The 21,729-nt window shown below is 41.5% G+C and carries 20 protein-coding genes and 1 pseudogene; 10 read left to right on the forward strand and 11 right to left on the reverse strand.

The window, feature by feature from the left end:
- Positions 1 to 74 precede the first annotated feature (74 nt).
- The 4 genes and pseudogenes from H5181_RS02590 (at position 75) to H5181_RS02605 (ending at position 4,439) form a co-directional block, all read left to right on the forward strand.
- Positions 75 to 1,613, forward strand: coding sequence for a DNA cytosine methyltransferase (locus H5181_RS02590; protein ID WP_182750140.1), 1,539 nt, complete (start codon positions 75 to 77; stop codon positions 1,611 to 1,613).
- Positions 1,614 to 1,745: 132 nt separating this feature from the next.
- A pseudogene (locus tag H5181_RS02595) lies at positions 1,746 to 2,579 on the forward strand (IS3 family transposase); the annotation flags it as partial.
- 316 nt (positions 2,580 to 2,895) lie between these two features.
- Positions 2,896 to 3,450: a hypothetical protein gene (locus H5181_RS02600; RefSeq protein WP_182750142.1), complete on the forward strand. Its 555-nt coding sequence runs from the start codon at positions 2,896 to 2,898 to the stop codon at positions 3,448 to 3,450.
- Positions 3,447 to 4,439: a DUF262 domain-containing protein gene (locus H5181_RS02605; protein ID WP_182750143.1), complete on the forward strand. Its 993-nt coding sequence runs from the start codon at positions 3,447 to 3,449 to the stop codon at positions 4,437 to 4,439. The genes H5181_RS02600 and H5181_RS02605 overlap by 4 nt, the downstream gene beginning before the upstream one ends.
- A 360-nt stretch (positions 4,440 to 4,799) precedes the next feature.
- Here H5181_RS02605 and H5181_RS02610 read toward each other — a convergent pair whose 3' ends face one another.
- The 3 genes from H5181_RS02610 to H5181_RS02620 all read right to left on the reverse strand — a co-directional run bounded on the left by H5181_RS02610 (position 4,800) and on the right by H5181_RS02620 (position 7,465).
- Complete coding sequence (locus tag H5181_RS02610; protein WP_182750144.1) at positions 4,800 to 5,141, reverse strand: hypothetical protein; 342 nt, start codon at positions 5,139 to 5,141, stop codon at positions 4,800 to 4,802.
- A gap of 46 nt (positions 5,142 to 5,187) precedes the next feature.
- Entirely contained in the window at positions 5,188 to 6,402 is a 1,215-nt protein-coding gene (locus tag H5181_RS02615) for a site-specific integrase (protein WP_182750145.1), read from the reverse strand.
- A gap of 199 nt (positions 6,403 to 6,601) precedes the next feature.
- A complete protein-coding gene (locus H5181_RS02620; RefSeq protein ID WP_182750146.1) occupies positions 6,602 to 7,465 on the reverse strand; it encodes a YicC/YloC family endoribonuclease in 864 nt (287 codons plus the stop codon).
- Between the two features lie 177 nt (positions 7,466 to 7,642).
- On the opposite strand from H5181_RS02620, the gene rph reads away from it, so the two are divergent.
- Both rph and pyrE read left to right on the forward strand, forming a co-directional pair.
- On the forward strand, positions 7,643 to 8,356 hold the full coding sequence (gene rph / locus H5181_RS02625; RefSeq protein ID WP_011639245.1) for a ribonuclease PH: 714 nt from the start codon (positions 7,643 to 7,645) through the stop codon (positions 8,354 to 8,356).
- Positions 8,357 to 8,428: 72 nt separating this feature from the next.
- On the forward strand, positions 8,429 to 9,070 hold the full coding sequence (gene pyrE, locus H5181_RS02630) for an orotate phosphoribosyltransferase (RefSeq protein ID WP_137223942.1): 642 nt from the start codon (positions 8,429 to 8,431) through the stop codon (positions 9,068 to 9,070).
- Positions 9,071 to 9,155: 85 nt separating this feature from the next.
- Here the strand turns inward: pyrE and folE are convergent, their stop codons facing one another.
- The 6 genes from folE to coaBC form a co-directional block, all read right to left on the reverse strand.
- Positions 9,156 to 9,806, reverse strand: a complete 651-nt coding sequence (gene folE / locus H5181_RS02635) for a GTP cyclohydrolase I FolE (protein WP_011639243.1) — start codon at positions 9,804 to 9,806, stop codon at positions 9,156 to 9,158.
- Positions 9,807 to 9,985: 179 nt separating this feature from the next.
- Complete coding sequence (locus H5181_RS02640) at positions 9,986 to 11,935, reverse strand: S9 family peptidase (RefSeq protein WP_182750147.1); 1,950 nt, start codon at positions 11,933 to 11,935, stop codon at positions 9,986 to 9,988.
- Positions 11,936 to 12,192: 257 nt separating this feature from the next.
- Positions 12,193 to 14,145: a S9 family peptidase gene (locus tag H5181_RS02645; RefSeq protein ID WP_259396924.1), complete on the reverse strand. Its 1,953-nt coding sequence runs from the start codon at positions 14,143 to 14,145 to the stop codon at positions 12,193 to 12,195.
- Between the two features lie 168 nt (positions 14,146 to 14,313).
- On the reverse strand, positions 14,314 to 14,907 hold the full coding sequence (slmA, locus tag H5181_RS02650) for a nucleoid occlusion factor SlmA (RefSeq protein WP_011639240.1): 594 nt from the start codon (positions 14,905 to 14,907) through the stop codon (positions 14,314 to 14,316).
- A gap of 35 nt (positions 14,908 to 14,942) precedes the next feature.
- Entirely contained in the window at positions 14,943 to 15,401 is a 459-nt protein-coding gene (gene dut, locus H5181_RS02655; RefSeq protein WP_011639239.1) for a dUTP diphosphatase, read from the reverse strand.
- Positions 15,398 to 16,600, reverse strand: a complete 1,203-nt coding sequence (coaBC, locus tag H5181_RS02660; protein WP_180957061.1) for a bifunctional phosphopantothenoylcysteine decarboxylase/phosphopantothenate--cysteine ligase CoaBC — start codon at positions 16,598 to 16,600, stop codon at positions 15,398 to 15,400. Before coaBC ends, dut begins: the two co-directional genes overlap by 4 nt.
- Positions 16,601 to 17,096: 496 nt before the next feature.
- Here coaBC and radC point away from each other — a divergent pair, with 496 nt between their 5' ends.
- From radC to argA, 4 genes are all read left to right on the forward strand, one after another.
- Positions 17,097 to 17,774: a DNA repair protein RadC gene (radC, locus tag H5181_RS02665; protein WP_182750149.1), complete on the forward strand. Its 678-nt coding sequence runs from the start codon at positions 17,097 to 17,099 to the stop codon at positions 17,772 to 17,774.
- Between the two features lie 121 nt (positions 17,775 to 17,895).
- Entirely contained in the window at positions 17,896 to 18,132 is a 237-nt protein-coding gene (gene rpmB, locus H5181_RS02670) for a 50S ribosomal protein L28 (protein ID WP_011639236.1), read from the forward strand.
- Positions 18,133 to 18,138: 6 nt separating this feature from the next.
- Complete coding sequence (gene rpmG / locus H5181_RS02675) at positions 18,139 to 18,312, forward strand: 50S ribosomal protein L33 (RefSeq protein ID WP_011494790.1); 174 nt, start codon at positions 18,139 to 18,141, stop codon at positions 18,310 to 18,312.
- Positions 18,313 to 18,788: 476 nt separating this feature from the next.
- Positions 18,789 to 20,108 carry an amino-acid N-acetyltransferase gene (gene argA, locus H5181_RS02680; protein ID WP_011639235.1) on the forward strand — a complete coding sequence of 440 codons (1,320 nt, stop codon included), beginning with the start codon at positions 18,789 to 18,791 and terminating at the stop codon, positions 20,106 to 20,108.
- 116 nt (positions 20,109 to 20,224) lie between these two features.
- Here the strand turns inward: argA and rarD are convergent, their stop codons facing one another.
- Both rarD and H5181_RS02690 read right to left on the reverse strand, forming a co-directional pair.
- Positions 20,225 to 21,133, reverse strand: a complete 909-nt coding sequence (rarD, locus tag H5181_RS02685) for an EamA family transporter RarD (protein WP_123778099.1) — start codon at positions 21,131 to 21,133, stop codon at positions 20,225 to 20,227.
- Positions 21,134 to 21,257: 124 nt separating this feature from the next.
- Positions 21,258 to 21,722, reverse strand: a complete 465-nt coding sequence (locus tag H5181_RS02690) for a thioesterase family protein (protein WP_011639233.1) — start codon at positions 21,720 to 21,722, stop codon at positions 21,258 to 21,260.
- Positions 21,723 to 21,729: the final 7 nt, after the last annotated feature.

Below are 21,729 nucleotides of genomic sequence, written 5' to 3' on the forward strand. Positions count from 1 at the left end.
TTTAAATTAATCTATTGCTCGATAGTTTCAGCCTGGTATGATTGCCTGGAAATTTTATTGATAGTAGTAGTTAAATGAAAACTGGTGAAGTTCTTGTAATCGATCTTTTTGCTGGGCCTGGCGGGCTTGGGGAAGGTGTGTCTTCTGTAACAGATGAAGATGGTAACAAACCATTCAATATTGGTGTATCGGTCGAGAAAGAGCCTTCGGCACATAAAACATTAACAACGCGAGCCTTCTACAGAAAAATTAAAGAACTAGATGGCGGATTAGAAGACTACTTCAATTATGTTCGTGGGAAGTTAACTCGGAATGAGATTTTCGAGTTATACCCTCAACAAGCTCAAGAGGCAATATACGAAACGTTAGAAGAACCAAGGGCTCTTGGTGAAGATAACGAGCTAATTCATACTCGCATTCGTGAACTAGTTGCAGCTCATAAAGGCCCCAAAATAGTCATTGGCGGGCCGCCCTGCCAGGCATACTCTTTAGCTGGACGTTCTCGCAATGCGGGAATCAAAGACTATAAGGCTGAAGATGACCACAGAAACTTCTTATACAAGGAATACCTTAAAGTATTATCTATAGCACAACCTGATGTATTTGTTATGGAAAATGTACGAGGTATTCTATCTGCCAAAATCGATGGCAACGTTATGTTTCCCCAAATATTGGAAGACTTGAGAGACCCGGGCCTGGTAACTGGAGTTAGTGGTGTTGCTAAATATAGAGTTTTTTCACTTGTTGTAGAGGCAAGCGATCCAAACGATCCTCAATACCTAGACTCCTCAGACTTTCTTATTCGTTCTGAAAATTATGGCGTCCCTCAAGCACGGCATCGTGTAATTTTGTTGGGAGTACGACAAGATATAGCCCATGTACCTAGTACCCTTCACCCGATGGAGCAAGCTGTAACTGTTGAACAAGTGCTGTCTGACTTACCTCCATTAAGAAGTGGCTTGTCTAAACAGAAAGATATTCAAAAAGATTGGGAAAACCAAGTACAAATAAATGCTAAGAAGTTAAAACGTATATTGAAAATGCGATTCGAGAGTGGTGCTGTTGATAAATTAAATCTTGAACCGATACTAGGGTTAGATCGTCAAAGTTCTCTATTGTCAGAACTTGAGCGAATTATACCTGTGCATCTTGAAGACTGGTATTTGGATGGCCATCCTGGTTGTGTGTTAAATCATGCGACTCGCGGGCACATGACTTCAGATTTACTTCGTTATGCTTTCAGCGCTGCATTTACCAAGTTAAGTGGTGGTACATCACCTAAAGCAAGAGATTACCCATTAGAGTTAGCTCCTGATCATGAAAACTGGGATTCTGGAGTTCATGCCGATCGCTTCAGAACTCAAGCTGCAAATAAGTGCGCTACGACTGTGACTAGCCACATATCTAAGGACGGTCATTACTTTATACACTACGACCCACAGCAGTGTAGGAGCCTAACTGTGCGAGAAGCTGCGAGATTACAGACATTTCCTGATAACTATTTATTTGAAGGGAATAGGACACAGCAGTATGTGCAGGTAGGAAATGCTGTGCCACCATATTTGGCACAGCAGATTGGTAGAGTTGTGATGGGCCTATTAGGTCAAGCTTAATGTACTTGGGATGGGAATAGCCTAGTGTGCCTATTCGGCTGAAATGAGATCTATGTGCTCTAAATAAATTGGTTACAGTTATATATCAGTTATTTAATCTTTTCCTGTGAAGTAAAAATGGGCCCGATAAATCCTATTTCGATGGCGTGTAAAGTGATGCAGGTTAGTTCGTCAGCGTATTACGTTTGGCTTAAAAAACCTGGTGAACTTATCACTGCTGACACTCTAGAGCTATTTCGTCGAGCTAAAGCATTATTCAAAGCCAGTCGAAACAGTCTAGGTAGTAGAGAGTTAGCTAAAGCGCTACGCAAAGAAGGGTTTAGCATTACTCGTTATCGCACTATTAAGTTAATGGTGCGATTGAAACTGGTGGTCACGCAACGTCTGGCTTATAAAGTCACCACAAAGCGTAAGCACAGTGATAGCGTGGCTGATAATTTGCTTAATATGAATTTTAATCCTGTAGGGCCAAACCAAGTCTGGGCAGGTGATGTGAGTTATCTTAAAACTGGCGAAGGTTGGTTATATCTTGCAGTTGTAATGGATTTGTATTCTCGCAGAATTGTCGGCTGGCATATCTCTAAGCGCATGACGAGAAGCTTAGTTGAGAAAGCATTTTTGAAGGCTTACAGCTTGCGAAAACCACCAAAGGGCTTAGTGTTTCATAGCGATAGAGGTTCTCAATATACCAGTAAAGGCTACCGGCGCTTATTAACTAAATTTGACTGCCGAGCAAGTATGGGGGACGTGGGAGCATGTTGGGACAATGCTGTTGTGGAGCGATTTTTTGGTAGTTTGAAACACGATTGGTTATTAAAAGTACCACAGCCAACTCGTCAACATATGCGTGATGATGTGGCGAAATATATGAAATATTACAATGTAGAACGGCTGCACTCGGCAAATGCTGATCAGTCACCGATTGATTTTGAAATTTCTTTTAGAAAAGTGTCCGGTTGGACTTGACCAGAACACTATATGCAAGAAAATTGTAATGGGCTTTAGTGTTTTTCAGTGAAATCAGCGAGTTAGTAAACTAAAGTGGTACGTTGAATAATTTGTTTGTTTTGTAATCTATTGAAATGTATGTTTTTATTTTCTGGTGTATATTGAGTCCACTTTTAACGCGCAAGCTCGCTTTTATTTGACAGTAGAGCTAAATAAAACTTCTTTACATCAATAAGATAGTAAATGTAGGATGGTATTAATTAATAACTTAAAAGGGTGACTTTAATTTTTTTCCCTTCAATAAGCTGCCTATCAAGTGCGAAGAGTACAGCATATGAAAGAATTTAAAGCTGATTTAACAAAGCTCGGCAGCCTTCAAATTGTGCGAAAGCATGTTTTTAATGGACAAAGTAAGATCCTCAGCGATGCGATGGTCTACGAACTAAAAGAAGAAATTTGTTCTTATCTACAGGTAGATTTCAATGATGTGCAATTGGTTGGCTCAGGAAAAATGGGGTTTAGCATAAAACCTACTCGTCGTTATGGAGATTTCAATGATGATTCTGATTTGGATATAGCGATCGTATCACCATATCTCTTTCAAAAAGTCTGGAAAGAAGCATTTGCATATAAAAAGGGTGGTGCATACTGGCCACGTTCCGATTCTTTTTTCCAATTTTTATCAACGGGGTGGGTTCGTCCTGATAAGCTCCCTTCGAGTGAGCACTTTGAATTTACTGGACGTTGGTGGGATTTCTTTAACGAACTCACTAAATCTGCAAAGTATGGACCATATAAAATTAGAGCAGGACTCTACCAATCATGGTTTTTTTTAGAAGAATATCAGAAAATATGCGTAGAACAGTGTATGGAAGAGGTTGAAAAATGAACACGTCAGCATCAAACCGAAGACTTAGAGTACTGTTAACAGCTATCAGTCGAGAAATACTAGTACCTCAGCCGGACTTTCAACGCAGGCTTGTTTGGTCTAATAAAGACAAAGTTGAATTTATAAAAACTGTACTTGAAGGGTATCCGTTCCCTGAAATATATATCGCTGCCGGAAAAGTAGATCCTAAAACTGGTGAAGGATGTGAACTTCTTGTTGATGGCCAACAAAGGATCACTACTCTTTATCAGTACTTCAAAGCTTCTCCCGATTTGAAACTACCTTCAGATGTACCTAGTTATGCAGATCTTGGAGAAGACAAACAAATAGAGTTTCTTGAATATGAAGTAGTAGTTAGAGATCTAGGGAATAAACCTATCGACGACATAAAAGAAATATTCCAAAGAATAAATTCGACTAGCTATGGTTTGAATGCAATGGAAATTCATAACGCTAGATACGGTGGCGAGTTGAAAACTTTTGCAGAGGAAGTATCTCAAAAGACATTTTTTGAGCAGTACAAAATTTTCAATACGACTGACATCAAACGCATGAACGACACCCGGTATTGCTTAACGTTAATTGTGACAATGATGAGTACGTATTTTAATCGTGATAAGGAAATTGAAACCTATCTTGAAAGATACAATGAAGCTTTTGATGAAAAAGCTGATTATGACAATCAAATTGATGCAGTTTTGATGACAATTGCACAATTGAATTTCCCTTCAAGCTCTCGCTGTTTCAAGAAAGCAGATTTTTTCACTCTATTCATAGAGCTACATAAGGCTATCTATAGATTCGGAAAAAAATTAAATATTTCCGACTTGCGTAACAACCTTGATGACTTCTATGGTCGTGTGGATCAAGCTGCTAACGGTACAATCGACGATACAATTGCGGAAAGATATTACAAGTCCGCACTACAAGGCAGCAATGATCGAACTAACCGAGCAATGCGTGGCGAAATAATTCAAGCTCTGATCTAGTGTCAAAAATAAGCTAACGAATAAGGATAGGTCGCGCGCAGCCGCGTCCTTATCCCAAGTGTTGAACAAGCCCGAGTGATACCTTTATAGTGTAAATGTCGGCGTAAGAACTTACGCTTTTTAGGTGTGTGCTGACCAGTTACATTTTTTATTAGTCACATCGTTCTCTTAGCATGGATATGTGGTGTCAGTGTAAACATTATTTGAAACATATATTTCTTAATCCTAAGAATCATCTTTAGGTTTCTGTCCATTAACAACAAGCTAGAGTTACAGCCCGCTTTACGCTCAAACCTGCCTGTTAGACTATGTCTCAACCTATTTACCAAAAGTGTAAGTTCAGATATGAATTAGTACAGTTTAACTGACAATATGACCGTGAGAATTGTTTAATTTAGCTAAAAATTGGTTAAGATTTATTACTAGTTCACTTTCAAAAATGATGTCCCCGTTTGAGCTATAAACCTCGGGATTTATTTCATCCCCTTCGTTCGTAGCTTCTTGGATTAAGTAACGGCTGTTTGAGTCTTCACGTTCAGTTGGGTCAGCATGATCAACCCATAAGACGTAGTACTGTGAGCCGATGTTAAAGTAAAAGCTTGGGCTTACATCGTTGTGCCAACTTTTATCTTTAAGATAAGGGTAATCGCTTAAGTTAAATCCTAAGTCAAAATCTGCACCAAATTCATTTTTGTATAACATCTGTATCTCCACTAATTATACGTAATAGTTCTCATTATCTTTACTGTTAATTGTTTATAATAGTCTGCAATGATTTGGATAATGTATTTAGAGCTTCTTTCCTTTCTTCAAAATAATCATGCTGATTATAGATCCCTTCTACACCTTTAAGCTTATGATTCAGGCAACGCTCTGCTACATGTCCGAGCGTACCTTGCTTAGCTAGTAGAGTACGGCAAGTGCGGCGTAAGTCGTGAACGGTAAAGTGGGCCATATCACCCATTACGTTGGGAGGTTGTTTCTTTTTACCAGCTTCATGACCAAAGAGTTTGGTTATTGCACGGTTTAGAGTATCTCTACCCATGTGTGGGTTCTTGCTTGAACGTCTGCTAGGAAACACATACTCAGATCCACAAGCTCTTACCTTTAATTCTTGTATCCAGTTCATGACAACTTCAGGTAATGGAATAACAATACCAACACCTGATTTACTGCGCTCTTTCGATAAGTTCCAAACTTGCTTCTCTAAATCAAATTCCTTCCATGGCGCTTCTGCCAATTCAGTCTTCCTAATACCCAATGTAACCAGTAATGCACAAGCGAGATAATTGTCACGGCTAAAGCTGTCTTTGTTGTCTCGTGCAGTATGAAAGAACTGAGTGAGCTCTTCGATGGTTAATGCTCTATCTTTGCTTTTTTCCACGCCACCAGCATCAGTAACCGAAAATGCACTCGCTGGATTTGCACCAAGCAGATCCAGTTTTATGCCATGATTGAAAAGTTGTTTACAGTACATCAGAGCGTCGTTAGCGATCGCTGGACGGCCAGTAGCGGCAATGGCCTTCAATACTTCTCTTATGTCTCTAGCGTTGACGCTATTGACGTTAAAGGTGCCTATATGTGGCGCAATGTCTTTTCGGTAGATGCGTTCGGGGATTTCGTGATGTTTGAGTCTTTTAACGTTACCCAAATGCCAGTCGGCGAAGAGGTCATCGACGGTTTTAATTTCGGCTTGTTCGGCGCGTTTCTTGGCGACAAGTGGATCTAAGCCATCTCGAAACTGCTTCATTTTTACTGCGGCATCGGCGCGAGCATCAGCAAGAGAAAGATCACTATATTTGGCTAGTGTCATTTCTTTGCGTTTATTGTTGGCCGTGTAGCGGAGCATCCAAAAAGATTTGCCAGATTTGGGTACAACAAAATACAGGCCTTCACCATCGGCGAACCGACCAGGCTCTCCCTTAGATTTTGCTGCTACTTCCTTTGCGGTTAATTTTCCCATCAGCTCTAGTTCTCCAGCCAATTATAAGGGTGGGTGTTTTACCCACCACTACACATTGGCTAGATACTAGCATACTCACCACATTACCCACCAGTTAGTTCTAGAAAGTGGTGGGTATCTTTGGACCTCTATGGATTGAGGTTAAGTATAAATCATTTTAAAACAATGGTTATGTTACGTCAGCGGACCTAAATGGACATTATTCAACGTTTTGGATCTGCTCGCGCATTTGCTCAATCAATACTTTTAGCTCAACTGCAGCTGAAGTGATTTCTGCGCTGATTGATTTTGAGGCTAGGGTATTTGATTCGCGGTTAAATTCTTGCATCATAAAGTCTAGACGGCGGCCTTCGCTGCCACCTTTTTTTAGAATGCGGCGAGCTTCAGCTACGTGAGCTTCAAGGCGGTCCATTTCTTCGGCGACATCTTGCTTTTGCGCCAATAACACCATTTCTTGTTCGATACGGGCAGGGTCTAATTCACCAGCAATATCGGCTAAGCGGTTAGTTAATTTGTCGCGTTGATACTGCATTACAGTTGGCATGTGTTCACGCACAACGTTCACTTGCTCCATTACGCCGTCTAAACGGGTTAGTAGCATGTCTTTAATAGCCTCACCTTCACGGCCGCGAGCTTCGATAAACTGATCGATAGCACTGTCGAACGCGATCATTAAATCGGCACCTACGCTATCCATATCTTGCTCTGCTGCCGATAGCACGCCAGGCCAACGCAGTACATCTGTTAGGCTGAGTTCGCCTTGTCCGGCTTCTTGTTTTAACCAGTTTGCTGCACTGAGTAACTGCTTGGCTAAATCTTGATTCAGTTGTAATTCATTACTGCTGTTGTCGGCGAGTTCATAACGTAAATTAACTTCGATTTTGCCGCGATTAAGGCGTTTACGTAAGCGGTCGCGTAAGACAGGTTCAAAGCTGCGAAACTGCTCAGGTAGGCGCAGGTAGGTTTCTAAGTAGCGCTGGTTGACTGAACGGATTTCCCATGAGGCAGTGCCCCATTGTGCTTTGTGCTCGATACGAGCGTAGGCTGTCATGCTTTGGATCATGAAGTGTCCTGTTATGTTATTTACGCGAATGTGAGTTGATTATAGCCGTTTTAGCGGATGGGATTAAAGGATTAGTCGATAGATTTGTGGCTTATCGCTGCTTACCATGGCATCTAACGGCGTGAAGCTCTATAATATGGGCTCAAATATGATATGAATTCGACTACAGGACTTTTCATGCGCCCAAGTAACCGTACACCAGCTCAAACTCGCCCTATCACTATTACGCGTTCTTTTACTGCACATGCTGAAGGCTCTGTTTTAGTTGAGTTTGGCGACACAAAAGTATTATGTACAGCAAGTTTCACTGAAGGCGTGCCGCGCTTTCTTAAAGGCCAAGGCCAAGGTTGGGTAACCGCTGAATACGGTATGTTACCGCGTTCAACTCACAGCCGCATGGACCGTGAAGCGGCTCGTGGTAAGCAGTCTGGCCGTACTCAAGAAATTCAACGTTTAATTGGTCGTGCATTACGTGCAGCTGTAGACATGAAGTTGTTAGGTGAAAACACTATCGTTATCGATTGTGATGTTATTCAAGCTGATGGCGGTACGCGTACTGCGGCTATTACTGGTGCTTGTGTGGCGTTAGTTGATGCGCTTAACTGGGCTCGTGGTAAAGGCATTATTAAAGCTAACCCACTTAAGTTTTTAATTGCTGCTGTTAGTGTTGGTATTTACAAAGGCGAAGCGATCAGTGATTTAGAATACATTGAAGACAGTGCTGCTGAAACTGACATGAACGTTGTGATGACAGAAACCGGTAAGATTATTGAAATTCAAGGTACTGCAGAAGGCGAGCCATTTAGCCATGAAGAGTTACTTGAGTTGTTAGTGTTAGCTAAAAACAGTATTCGCGAAATTGTCGATGTGCAAAAAGCCGCATTAAGTTAATATGCTGTTGAAAAATGAGGACCGATTACGGTCCTTTTTTTTAATCTAAAATTTGATGAAAGAGGAATAACCGTGAAAGCCTATCAGCGCGAATTTATTGAGTTTGCTTTAGCCCGCCAAGTATTACGTTTTGGTGAGTTTACCCTTAAATCTGGCCGTACGAGTCCGTACTTTTTTAATGCAGGATTGTTTAATACGGGTAAAGACTTAGCGCGTTTAGGTCGCTTTTATGCTGCGGCGTTAATGGACTCGGGTATTGAGTTCGATTTGTTATTTGGCCCAGCGTATAAAGGTATTCCGATAGCGACAACCACAGCTGTAGCGTTATGCGATCATCACGATGTGGATATTCCTTACTGCTTTAATCGTAAAGAAGCCAAAACCCACGGCGAAGGTGGCAGTTTGGTGGGTAGCGAGTTAAAAGGCAAAGTCATGCTGGTGGACGATGTGATCACCGCAGGTACCGCTATTCGTGAATCGATGGAAATTATTAATGCCCACAATGCCCAACTTGCGGGTGTGTTGATTGCACTTGATCGTCAAGAAAAAGGTAAGGGCGAGCTGTCGGCGATTCAAGAAGTTGAACGCGATTTTGGTTGTCAGATTGTGTCGATTATTAAGCTTGCTGATTTAATCAATTACTTGTCTGAAAAGCCGGGTATGGAAGCAGAACTTGCTTCAGTTAGCGCGTATCGTGAGCAATACGGCATTTAATCTTATTCCAATTTTAAACAAAAACGCAGCCCCTAGATTATTACATTAGGTGGCTGCGTTTTTATTGGCGCTATGCTGCATTACACTATTTTACTTGGTGTAAAAACTCGGCGCGGGTAGCTGGGTTTGATTTAAAAATACCACCAAGCGCTGTAGTGGTAGTTGAGCTGGTTGAGTCCATTACACCACGTGATTTTACGCAGTAATGTACCGCATCCATTTTTACCGCAACGTCTTTGGTTTCAAGTAGGGTTTGCAATGCCACTAACACTTGTTGGGTTAGGCGCTCTTGTACTTGTGGGCGTTGGGAAAAGAAGCGCACGATACGATTGATTTTAGACAAGCCAATAATTTTTGTGCGTGGCAAATAGGCCACCGTTGCGAAGCCATCTATGGTCACTAAATGGTGTTCACAGGTGCTGGTAAGACTGATGTCTTGTACACGCACCATTTCATCAACACCCATTTTGTTTTCGATAACCGTGATCTTAGGGAAGTTTTCGTAATCAAGCCCAGAGAATATTTCGTCGACATACATTTTTGCGATACGACGAGGAGTATCAACTAAGCTGTCGTCGGTTAGGTCGAGTGACATTAAGGTCAAGATTTCACGCATATGGTGTTCAATTTTGACTTTACGTTCTTCAGGCGTGGAAGTTTTTGGCAGCATTGGGGTTTCTAACCCACGGTCTTTTAGCGCTGCTTGTACTTTTATTGCGGCTTCACTGAGTGCCATATATCCTCCAACGACTCGATATCACTGTTTGTATGAGTGTAGATTAACACCCACTTTGCTGCCCCGTAGGGGGAAAAGGAGAATAGCGCGATTTGCTGTAAATTAATACTGTAGGTAACAAAAAAGCCGACCCCGTTAGTCGGGTATCGGCTTTTGGTTGTTATACGCTTAAGCGATATCTACTTTACATTTAAGTTCTCTTTGATGAACTTAAGCATGATTTCATAATATTTTGTACGGTTTTCGGCATTAAAGAAGCCATGGCCTTCTTTTCTCCAAATCTCTTTCTGAAATGGATAGTTAGCTTGTTCTAAGGCTTTTTCCATTGCTTCAAACTGTTCGATTGGCGCGCGTTCGTCTTCTTCGCCATGAATTAATAGCACTTTAGCTTTAAGTTTGTTGACGTTATGTGTTGGTGACATCGCACGTAGTTGGTGGATATCTGTACCCAATACGTCTTTTAAGTATGCCTCACCACCATAAGAGTCTGGTACATCGCCCGTTTTATACATTTGCTCTAAATCATAAACACCGGCAACACCAACGGCACATTTAAACATGTCTGGCGCTAACATCGGGCTCATCAATGCTGAGTATCCGCCAAAGCTGCCACCAGAAATACACACTCTATCTTTGTTGGCATAACCTTGATCGATGACATATTGAGTTGCGTCGATAATATCGTATTGAATTTTGCTGCCCCAAGCGAGGTAACCAGACTCTTCAAACGCTTTACCATATCCACCAGAACCACGGAAGTTAACTTGTAACACGGCGATGCCATTTTGCGCTAATAGTTGGTTTTCTGGGTTAAATACCCATAAGTCGCGCGGGCCATGTGGTCCACCATGTGGATTAACCACGAGAGGCATATTTTTATGCTCTTTAAGGCCGCTAGGTAGGGTTAAATAGCCATGAATAGTGACGCCATCACGGTTAGTAAAACTGATTGGACGCACTTCTGACATTTCACTAGGATCTAGCGCAGCATTTTCAGCAAACAAGAATTTTAATTTGAGCTTTTTACGGTCAAATAAATAGTAGTCACCAGAGTTTTTGTCATTCATTGCAACAACGATAAGTGTATTGCCGTCGATGGTTTCACTGACAATACGAATGCGATGGTCTGGAATAGCAGTCATTAGCTGTTGTAATGCTTTGGCTTTAGCACTTTCAGTATCGACAAAGCGATACTCAGGATAACCATTTTCAAACTCTACTGCGTAGAGGGTATTTGTTTGGTCACTCACCCATGTCATGAATGGATCGACAACATCATGTTGGATGATTTTTTTATGTTTAGCCGTTGCGAGTTCGACTTCGTAAATAGCGCGAGTAGCGCCTTCACCATTGGCGATAGCATAAATTGATTTGTTGTCTTCTGTGAACGAAATAGGGTAGAAATCGGTTAGTCCGCCTTTAATTCTTTCTGCATCAACCCATTCACCATTCTCATAGTAGAACAGTTGATCATCGTTTTTCTTATCTCTTGCAAAGCTAAAGCGAACGTCTTCTTTATTATCAACAAGGAAACCTGCATTTGCGATAGGTGAAGTGGTAAGGCGTTTGCGTTTACCTGAGTAGACGTTAACGCGATATACAAGGGTATATGCGTAGTTCATCCCATTCCAAGGATAGGCCATAACGTAAATGTATTTGTCATCATCTTTTAAAGTATCTAAAACAAATGCACTTGCGCGGATAGCTTCATTATTTGAAATACTCGTTCCTGTCGAGCCGCCGCCATTATAACCAAACAGGTATTTAGATTTGCTGCCATCATAATTTACAGCGAGTAACTCACCATAATAATCTGACACTTCACGCTGGGCATGCTTATAGAGTTTTTGTAATACAATCCGCTCGTCATTGACCCAATAATAACGGCCCACTTCTTCATCACCATTGAATTTGACCGCGTAAGTCGGCTTCATGGATTCAAGGTTGAGGATGAGCAAGGTGCGCTTTTCATCTTCAATGAGAATAACCGCGAGGTGCTCACCATCGGGAGATATTTTGACTTCAGAAAACTCTGAATCGGCACTGAAGTCTTTAATTTGAGGAGCCGCAAAAGTGTGGGTGGTAAATAGAACGAGCAAACAACATGTGAGGTATAAAATGCGCAGCATAAATACAGTCCGTGTAATTAATGTTAAAAATGTAACGTTATTGTATTTAATTCAAGTGGTCGGAGCAATACGTACTCACTATTTATTCATTGAGATGAGGTGGAATATGAACATATATTACGACTTTTAATTGATGTTCATACCTGTTTTCTTGGCCTATTTGCGCGGTAGAATTTGCTTAGAAGCATAACGCAGGTACAAAAAAGCCGACCCCGTTTGCCGGGTATCGGCCTGTTGATATAATGCTTATTAGCTCATTACGACTTAATGTTTAGGTTCTTTTTAAGGAATAGAAGCATTTTCTCATAATATTGGGCACGATTGTCATCATTGTAGAAACCATGGCCTTCATCATCCATCACCAGTTTTTCATAGGGATAATCACGTGCTTTAAGGGCTTTTTCTAATGATTCTAGTTGTTCAATGGGCGCTCGTTCATCGTCACCGCCATGTACTAGAAGCAAATTTGCTTTAAGCTTATCTACATTTTCTGAGGGAGACATAGCCCTTAGTACTTCACTATTTTGACCTAAAACATTTTTAAGGTAACTAGTACCCGAAGCACTATTTGCAATATCTCCTTCATCGAACATCAGTTCTAAATTATAAATCCCTGCAAAACCGATAGCGCATTTGAACAGATCGGGTTCAAGTATTGCGCTTTGCAATGCACTATAGCCACCAAAACTACCACCAGAAATACAGATGCGGTTTTTATCTACGTAACCTTGATCAATGACGTGATGAGTGGCGTCGAGAATGTCATATTGTACTTCTGAACCCCATTTTTGGAATCCAGCTTGTTCAAAATTTTGTCCAAAACCACCTGAACCACGGAAATTGACTTGTAATACTGCCATCCCTTGATTTGCTAGCATTTGGTTTTGAGTATTAAACCCCCATTCATCTCTTATTCCATGTGGACCACCATGGGGATTGACTACAAGAGGGAGGTTTTTCGCTTCTTTACCATAAGGTAATGTTAAATAACCGCTAATTATTTTACCGTCTCGGCTGGTAAAGCTAATTGGCTTCACTTCTGACATTTGCGCTGGGTCGAGCCATTTCTTGGCAGAGGCTAAGTGTTGGAGTGTGAGCGCCTTGGTGTCAAATATATAATAATCACCAGGATTTCGATCGTTAAATGCCACCACGATGAGTTTTTCTGAATGACGAGTTTCACTAACAATACGAACTTGATGGCCAGGTAATGATGCGAGCAACTGCTTTAGCAATTTTGAATGACTGTCTTCTGGATTGACGAAAGCGTAAGACGGATAACCATTTTCAAATTCAACTGCATAGAGTTTTTTGGTCGTTTGGTTTATCCAGTAATTACTGGGATCACTTTTGTCATCTTTAATAATTTGCGTTTTTTCACCTGTTTCTAGATTGATTTCATAAATCCCTAAGGTTTCGCCTTTTACCCGAGCCGCTGCATAAATACTATTTTTATTTTCGGCAAAAGATATTGGGTAGAAATCATCCAAATTGAGTTTGAGGTTATCGGTGTTAAGCCATTCGCGGTCTTGACGATAAAATACTTTTGTTATGTTGTTTTCGTCTTCGCCTGCAACAAAGCGTACTTCACCATCGTGATCGGTTAGAAATCGAGAGTAACCTATAGGCGAAGTGGTGACTTTTCTGCGGAACCCTTTGTATAAATCTACACGGTATACAGTTTGTGATAATTCATAGTTTAAAGAATTAGACTCATTCCATGGGATTGCATTGACGAGCATATAGCGGTCGTCATCGGGAAGGGGATCTAAAATAAATGCCGTTGCTCTTATGGGGGTATTTTTCTTCAGATGTGAACCAGTTTGTTGCTCGCCGCTATTAAAACCAAAAAGGTAAGTTGCTCTTGACCCATCGGCATTAACAGCCATTAGCTCACCATAATACAGCGGTACGTCACTCCAACCTTTTAAGTATTCTTTTTGCAAGACGATTCGTTCATTATTTACCCAAGCGTAATCACCCACTTGGGCATTGCTAGGGAAAAATATCGCATGATGTATTTGTTTTGTTTTTGCATTTAATATTAGTAGCTTGTCTTTGCCATTATGTTTGGTTATTGCACTAATATAATCGCCTGTTGGAGATATTTTTACATTGCTAAATTCAGCCCCTCGGCTAAATAGTCGTGCAGTAGAAAGGCTTTCTGCTGCAAATGCATGGGTGAATAGGCCACCACAGACAAGTAACATAATGGTTAGGTATTTGATGAAAATCATGAGACATCCTTGTTTAATCGTTCGTTCTTACTTCGTTTTTATGTGGTATAAATATTAGATCTGATACGGTTTAAGGGTAAAGGAAGAGTAAGTAGCATTGGCAGCAAAAGGACCGAACTAGCATCCTTTATTTATGCGATATTAACTTCTTAGCAATTGCTGTTGAATAAACGTCCACTGTTCATCAAAGTGTTGTGTTGGCTTTTGTTTAAACTCACTGCGGACAAACTGTGAAATACGTCCTTCTGCAAAGGCTAACAGCAAGTTGGCGAGAATGGCTTCATCGATATTAAAGCCTACTCCTTCACGCAAAGTTTTTTCACGTAGAATTTGTTTGATGTGTGTTTCTATTTTGGCAAATAGCACGTCGATCCTACTGCGTAGACGTTCATTTTCACCTAGCAGAGCATCACCATTAAGTACCCTTGAAATACCTGGATTACGTTCAGAAAATACTAATAGCAGGTGTAGTACCAACTGGCAGCGGGTCATGGTGTCTTTTTCTTCGTCCATGATGATGTTTAAGCGTGATAAAATCGCATCTTCAATAAATTCGATTAAGCCTTCAAACATCCGCGCTTTACTGGGGAAGTGCCTATACAGTGCGGCTTCTGACACGCCAACTTCGGCGGCGAGCTTTGCTGTTGTTATACGTTGACCTGGGCTGGTTTCGAGCATTTGCGCCAAGCATTGTAAAATATGCTCACGACGATTTATTTTAGGGCTTTCAGCCATTATCTGTTCCTTGGCTCAGTGACTACTTGAAAAGGTTATTTGGTGCCTGAATGACCAAAGCCGCCTTCTCCACGATCTGAGCTATTAAACTCATCCACTACGGCAAATGTTGCCTGTATAACGGGTACAAACATCAATTGTGCTAATCGATCGCCTATTTCGAGTGTGAATGGTTTATCACTTCTGTTCCAACATGACACCATTAACTGTCCTTGGTAATCGGAGTCAATTAAGCCCACTAAATTACCCAAAACAATGCCATGTTTATGACCCATGCCTGAGCGCGGTAAAATCACCGCTGCAAGGCTTGGGTCTGCCACATGAATGGCGATACCTGTTGGAATTAATACGGTTTGACTTGGCTCAATGACCATCGCGGTGTCGATCATTGCACGTAAATCCATGCCTGCGCTACCGGGTGTCGCATAAGCTGGCAAAGGAAATTCATTGCCGATGCGTGAGTCGATAATTTTTAGTTCAATGGGTGTTTTCATGATTTTTTTAATTGTTGTTCTATCAATGTAAGTAATTGGCGCGCCAGTGTCAGTTTGTCTGTGGCGGGCAGTTGTTGGCTGCCGTCTTGCCAAAATACCTGTAGTGCATTGCTATCGGCATTAAAGCCTAAGCCTTGAATAGAGACATCATTGGCGGCAATCATATCAAGCTTTTTGCGTTGCAGTTTGCCTCGGGCGTATTGCTCTACATCGTTGGTTTCTGCTGCAAAACCTACTGTGAATGGACGAGTCGCGTGCTGAGCTACCGTGGCTAAGATATCAGGATTCCGCACTAGCGCAAGTTGCATTTGTTCAGCCGATTTTTTGATTTTTTGATCCGCGACATCAGCTATTCGATAATCGGCTACTGCGGCGCAGCCAATAAAAATATTATGTTGTTCAACCTGTCCCATCACTGCATCAAGCATTTGTTGTGCTGAGCTCACATCAATACGTGTGACACCTGCTGGTGTGGCTAGATTAACCGGACCTGAGATTAATGTGACGGTTGCGCCCATTTCTGCGGCTGCTTGGGCTAAAGAGAAACCCATTTTTCCTGAGCTGTGATTAGATATATAGCGAACGGGGTCAATTGCTTCACGCGTTGGCCCTGCAGTAATGAGCAGCTGATGGCCTTGTAATATTTTAGGGCCAAAAAATTGTATCAGTTGTTCTGCCATAACGACGGGTTCTTGCATTCTGCCAGGGCCGACTTCACCGCATGCTTGATTACCTGAGGCGGGTTGCCAAATGGTAAAACCTTTACGGGCTAAATTAGCCATGTTTTCTTGGGTAGCGATATTTTGGTACATTTGTTGGTTCATTGCAGGGCAGACAATGACGGGAGCACTGGTCGCTAAACAGGTTGTTGTTAATAAGTCATCTGCCATGCCGGCATTAATACGTGCAATTAAATTTGCCGTAGCAGGTGCAAGCAATACAACATCAGCCCAACGAGCAAGTTCGATATGACCCATAGCAGCCTCTGCTGCGGGATCGAGCAAATCAGAGGCTACAGGATGGCCTGAAAGCGCTTGTATGGTTAATGGAGTGATAAACTCCATTGCGCTCTGAGTCATGATGACACGCACGTCTGCGCCACGCTCTTTTAATCGACGGATTAAGTCCGCACTTTTATATGCGGCAATACCGCCACCAATTCCGAGTAATACTTTTTTATTTGTCAGCATGATGCACATTATCCGACTCAAACCTAATTGCGGCTAACAATATCACAAACCTATGACAATTTGCGCAGATCCAATCTCAAAAATATCGACCATACTGTGTAATACCAATCCTATTAAATATGCGATCTTTCAGCGGGAGTTCAAAGTGCTGTAGGCAAGGCAGATGATTGAAGCGAATAGTGATTCTATTTTGAAAACATCTAACGAAGCATAAAGTACTTTGAAACCCGCCAGAAAGGAGTCTCTCAGGTATTCCACTTCTGTGTTGCATCGATTTAAAAGGGAACAACCATTTCTACATCAATGCGCCTTGAATTAAAAAACCTGAGAGACTCTGAACTGATCAGATATTTAATGAGATTGGTATAAGCAATTCGAACTCTATTTTTGAAAAAGACAACAATTTGTCATTGGTGCTGTGCTTGCTGATTCGGTGCTGTTCTTATTATTAAGAGTCGACTTAATGCGTTTAATGACATCGCCACATTGAATATAAGGGACATTCATGGGAATTAAAGATTGGCCACAAGGAGAAGGGCCGCGAGAAAAGTTATTGCTCAAAGGTGCAGGACATCTTTCGGATGCAGAATTGCTCGCGGTGATATTACGTAATGGTTTGGCAGGGCAAAATGCAGTGGATTTAGCCCGAAACATGATTAATCAGTTTGGTGGTTTGCGCAGTTTACTGAGTGCCTCTAAAAGCCAAGTATGTAAATTAGCCGGTGTTGGGCCGGTAAAATATGCTCAATTACAGGCTGCAGCGGAAATTTCTAAGCGAATTGCCCATGAAAATCTACAAAGAGGGCAAATTTTGACAAATCCTGATTTAACTCGGGACTATTTAATGAGACAATTGGCAGACCGATCCTATGAAGTGTTCGCCTTACTATTGTTGGATACCCAACATAGAGTCATTCAATTTGTAGAATTATTTCGTGGCACTATCGATTCTGCTTCTGTTTATCCTCGCGAGGTTGTAAGCCTTATTTTGGAGAAAAAAGCGGCAGCGGTAATTGTGTGTCACAATCACCCGTCTGGCATTGCAGAGCCAAGTCAGGCTGATCGGCGAATAACTGAGCGAATAAAAAATGCATTGGCAACCATCGATGTTTCTTTGTTAGATCATATGGTTGTAGGTGATCAGGAGATAGTCTCCTTTGCCGAGCGTGGGTGGATTGTATAAACACTGCTTGATCTTCTATGGTCAATCGTGTATAAAATGCGCCCTCTTTGTGCCTCGGGCGACGGCCATACGAGGCACATTAATGCTCGAGCGTTAAAAATTTGTTTTGGAGAAGATTGACATGTCAAGAGTATGCCAAGTAACTGGCAAGAAGCCAATGGTTGGTAACAACCGTTCGCACGCAAAAAATTCGACTCGTCGTCGTTTTTTACCTAACCTACAAAACCACCGTTTTTGGTTAGAAGAAGAAAAGCGTTTCGTGCAATTACGTGTATCTACTAAAGGTATCCGTATTATCGACAAGAAAGGTATTGAAGTGATTGTTAAAGAACTTCGTGCCCGTGGCGAGAAGGTATAATAGAAAATGGCTAAATCTAAAGGTAATCGTGAGAAGATCAAATTAGTATCTAGTGCTAAAACTGGTCACTTCTACACTACTGAAAAGAACAAGCGTAACATGCCTGAAAAAATGGAAATCAAGAAATTTGATCCAGTCATTCGTCAGCACGTTATGTACAAAGAAGCTAAAATCAAGTAATTGATTTTTGATTCTTAAAAAAGCCCCTTAATTGGGGCTTTTTTTATGCCTATTTGAAAATAGTCTATACTGAATCGAACGATTAACGGATGAGTTATGACGTGTATTGAATTGCTGAATTTAGGTTATGCAGTAGCTGTTTACGTCATGAAGTACATCGCTAGTGTGATGATATTTTATTGAGGTCCCCACATTGTTATAGCGCAATTATGTTGAAATTTTGCTAAACAGATGTGATGCAAATATCATAATTAAATGCGTAAAGTATTATTAACAGCTAAAACAAGCTAACTTTTTGGCTGTAATGCTTTTTTCATAAAATATTGAGACACTGTGTTTTACTCAAAGTGAAATAAAATGCTTTAAAAGTGAATTAAAATGCAATACCATTCTTTTTTGATACAGCAAACTGTTATGTGGCATTTATTGTCATCGTCATTAATGAACATCAAACTTATACCGAGGTGAATTTGCCCGTGAGAACCACTGAATTAGTTGATGGATTTCGTCATTCTGCGCCCTATGTTAATGCTCATAGAGGTAAAACTTTTGTCGTTATGTTGGGTGGAGAAGCATTAGCGCACCCACAATTCCGCGGTATTTTAAATGATGTGGCTTTGTTGCACTCACTTGGGATTGAGGTGGTGTTAGTTTATGGAGCAAGACCACAGATTGATGCTGGTCTAAAAGCGGCTGGAATTGAACCGGCATATCACAATGGTATTCGTATTACCGATGATGAAACCCTGAAAATTATCAAGCAGGTTGCCGGTGCTACTCAATTTGATATTACTGCTAGGTTGTCGATGAGCTTAGGCAATACGCCGATGCAAAACGCGCAAATAAACTTGGTGAGTGGTAATTTTGTTATTGCACAACCATTAGGTGTAGATGACGGTGTCGATTTTTGTTTAAGTGGCAAGGTGCGCCGTATTGATGCGCAAGGCTTACGTCGTCAATTAGATAATAACGGTATTGTATTAATGGGGCCCATTGCCGCTTCTGTTACAGGTGAAAGCTTTAACCTGACCGCTGAAGAAGTTGCGACCCAAGTAGCGATAAAGCTAAAGGCCGATAAGATTATTGGTTTTAGCGATACTAACGGCCTTATCGGTAAAAATGGTGAAGTCATTGCCGAGTTGATGCCGGACGACATCGAAGAAATGCTTAAGACAATGGCTGTTGACGACCATACTTCAGTTGGGACTGTTGCTTTCTTAAAAGCCAGTATTGAAGCGTGCCGACGAGGTGTACCTCGTTGTCACTTAGTCAGTTATTTAGAAGACGGTGCATTGCTGCAAGAGTTATTCTCACGCGAAGGGATTGGTACCCAAATTGTTACCCAAAGCGCCGAACGTTTACGTAGAGCAACCATTAGCGATATAGGCGGTATTTTAAACCTTATTCGCCCATTGGAAGAACAAGGCATTTTGGTGCGTCGCTCACGCGAACAACTGGAGATGGAAATTGAACAGTTTATGCTGGTTGAGCGCGACAACTTAGTGATTGGTTGTGCAGCTTTGTATCCGTTTGAAGAAGACAATGCGGGTGAGTTTGCGTGTTTAGTGGTTCATCCGGATTATCGCGATGCAGATCGTGGCAGCATTTTGCTTAATAACATTATTGGCCAAGCTCGCGTGCGGGGTTATTCACGTCTATTTGCGTTAACGACCCGTAGTATCCATTGGTTTTTAGAACATGGGTTTAATATTGTTGATGTTGAAGAGCTGCCGAATAAGAAAAAACAGCTGTATAACTACCAGCGCCGCTCAAAAATTCTTGCGTTAGATTTGTAGCAATAACAAGACAGTTAATACATAAAAAAAGCCGGGTGAGTATAAAATCATCCGGCTTTTTTTGTGGGTGAAGCATCAGTGCTTTAAGTGACTTCATCTTCCCATTGTAGAGTTTATTATGCTGACGCTTTGGCTAAGGCGTTACGTCGTTGGCGTTGCAATGTCATGTCGCCAACAAAGATAACTAACGCGCCCCAAATAAATCCAAAGGTAATGCCTTTTTCGATATCAAACGGCTCATTAAACAGTTTTACCGCTAAGATGAACATGATGCTAGGGCCAATGTATTGGAAAAAACCTAAAATCGAAAAGGGAATTCTGACCGCAGAACCTGCAAAACACAGTAACGGGATTGTTGTGACAATACCGGCAGCGACTAACAGTAAATTGAGGTCGAGAGTGTTGGTCAGCATGCTCGTTGTCGAACTGTCTAAGGTGATGAATAGATAACCCAGAGCGATAGGTAACAAGATTGCTGTTTCGACTAATAAACCTGATTTTGCATCAATATTGACTTTTTTGCGCAGTAAACCATAAAAACCAAAGCTGGCGGCCAGCGCTAATGATACTAGCGGAATAGAGCCAAAAGAGATCAACTGCACTAGTACTCCTATACTGGCCAACGCCACCGCAACCCATTGTAATTTTCGCAAGCGCTCACCCAGAAATACCATTCCCAGTAACACGTTAAACAGCGGATTGATAAAATAGCCTAGGCTAGCATCGAGCATGTGATCGTTGTTAACAGCCCAGATAAAAAGTAACCAGTTAGCGGCAATTAATACAGAAGTGATCAGTAATATTAGTAGTTGCTTAGGCTGTTTTAAAATAAGACGTAAACGACTAAATCCACCAATGAATTGCATCAAAATAACCATGAATATAAATGACCAAATGACACGGTGCATTAATATTTCGGTGGCAGGCACATGATGTAATAATTTGAAATAAAGCGGGGCAACACCCCAGATGGTGTAGGCGCAAATGGCGAGAAGCACCCCTTTACGGTATTCTAAATCAGGCATAGTGAGTCAACAGTGGGAAGATCTAAAAGAGAGGGCGATTGTAGGTCGCCCCCCTGCATGACACAAGTGCTTAAGCGATTTCTTTTATCGCTTCAGTGTCAGCTTTATATTGCGCTAATGGAACTTAGCCCACCATATAAGTGCCAGTACCAAATGCGATATGAACTCCTTGCTCATTATGTAACTCCATCCGGCAAACGGATACACGATTACCGGAGCGGATAACGGTGCCAGTGCCTGTGAAGATTTCACCACGGCCTGGACGTAAAAAGTCGACCCGCATATCGATAGTGCCTAAGGTGGTTAAACGTTGTTGTAGTTCTTCAAGGGTCCAATCTTCTCTACTGGCAACTAGGCCAGCAAATACCGTGAGTCCGCCGACAACATCAAGTAATGTCGCAGTAACACCACCATGAAGAATGTTTTGATGAATATTGCCGATAAGCTCGGGTTTCATTTTTATTACCACTTCAACGCCATTGATGTCGTAGTGTTTGATGTCTAAACCGAGCAGATTATGGAATGGAACATGCTGATCAAAAATATTAGCAACTTGCTGTAAAGCTTGGGTTTGAATAGATGTGGTCATGAGCAAT

It is taken from the genome of Shewanella sp. SG44-2 (genome assembly GCF_014164215.1).
Classification (GTDB): Bacteria; Pseudomonadota; Gammaproteobacteria; order Enterobacterales; family Shewanellaceae; genus Shewanella; species Shewanella frigidimarina.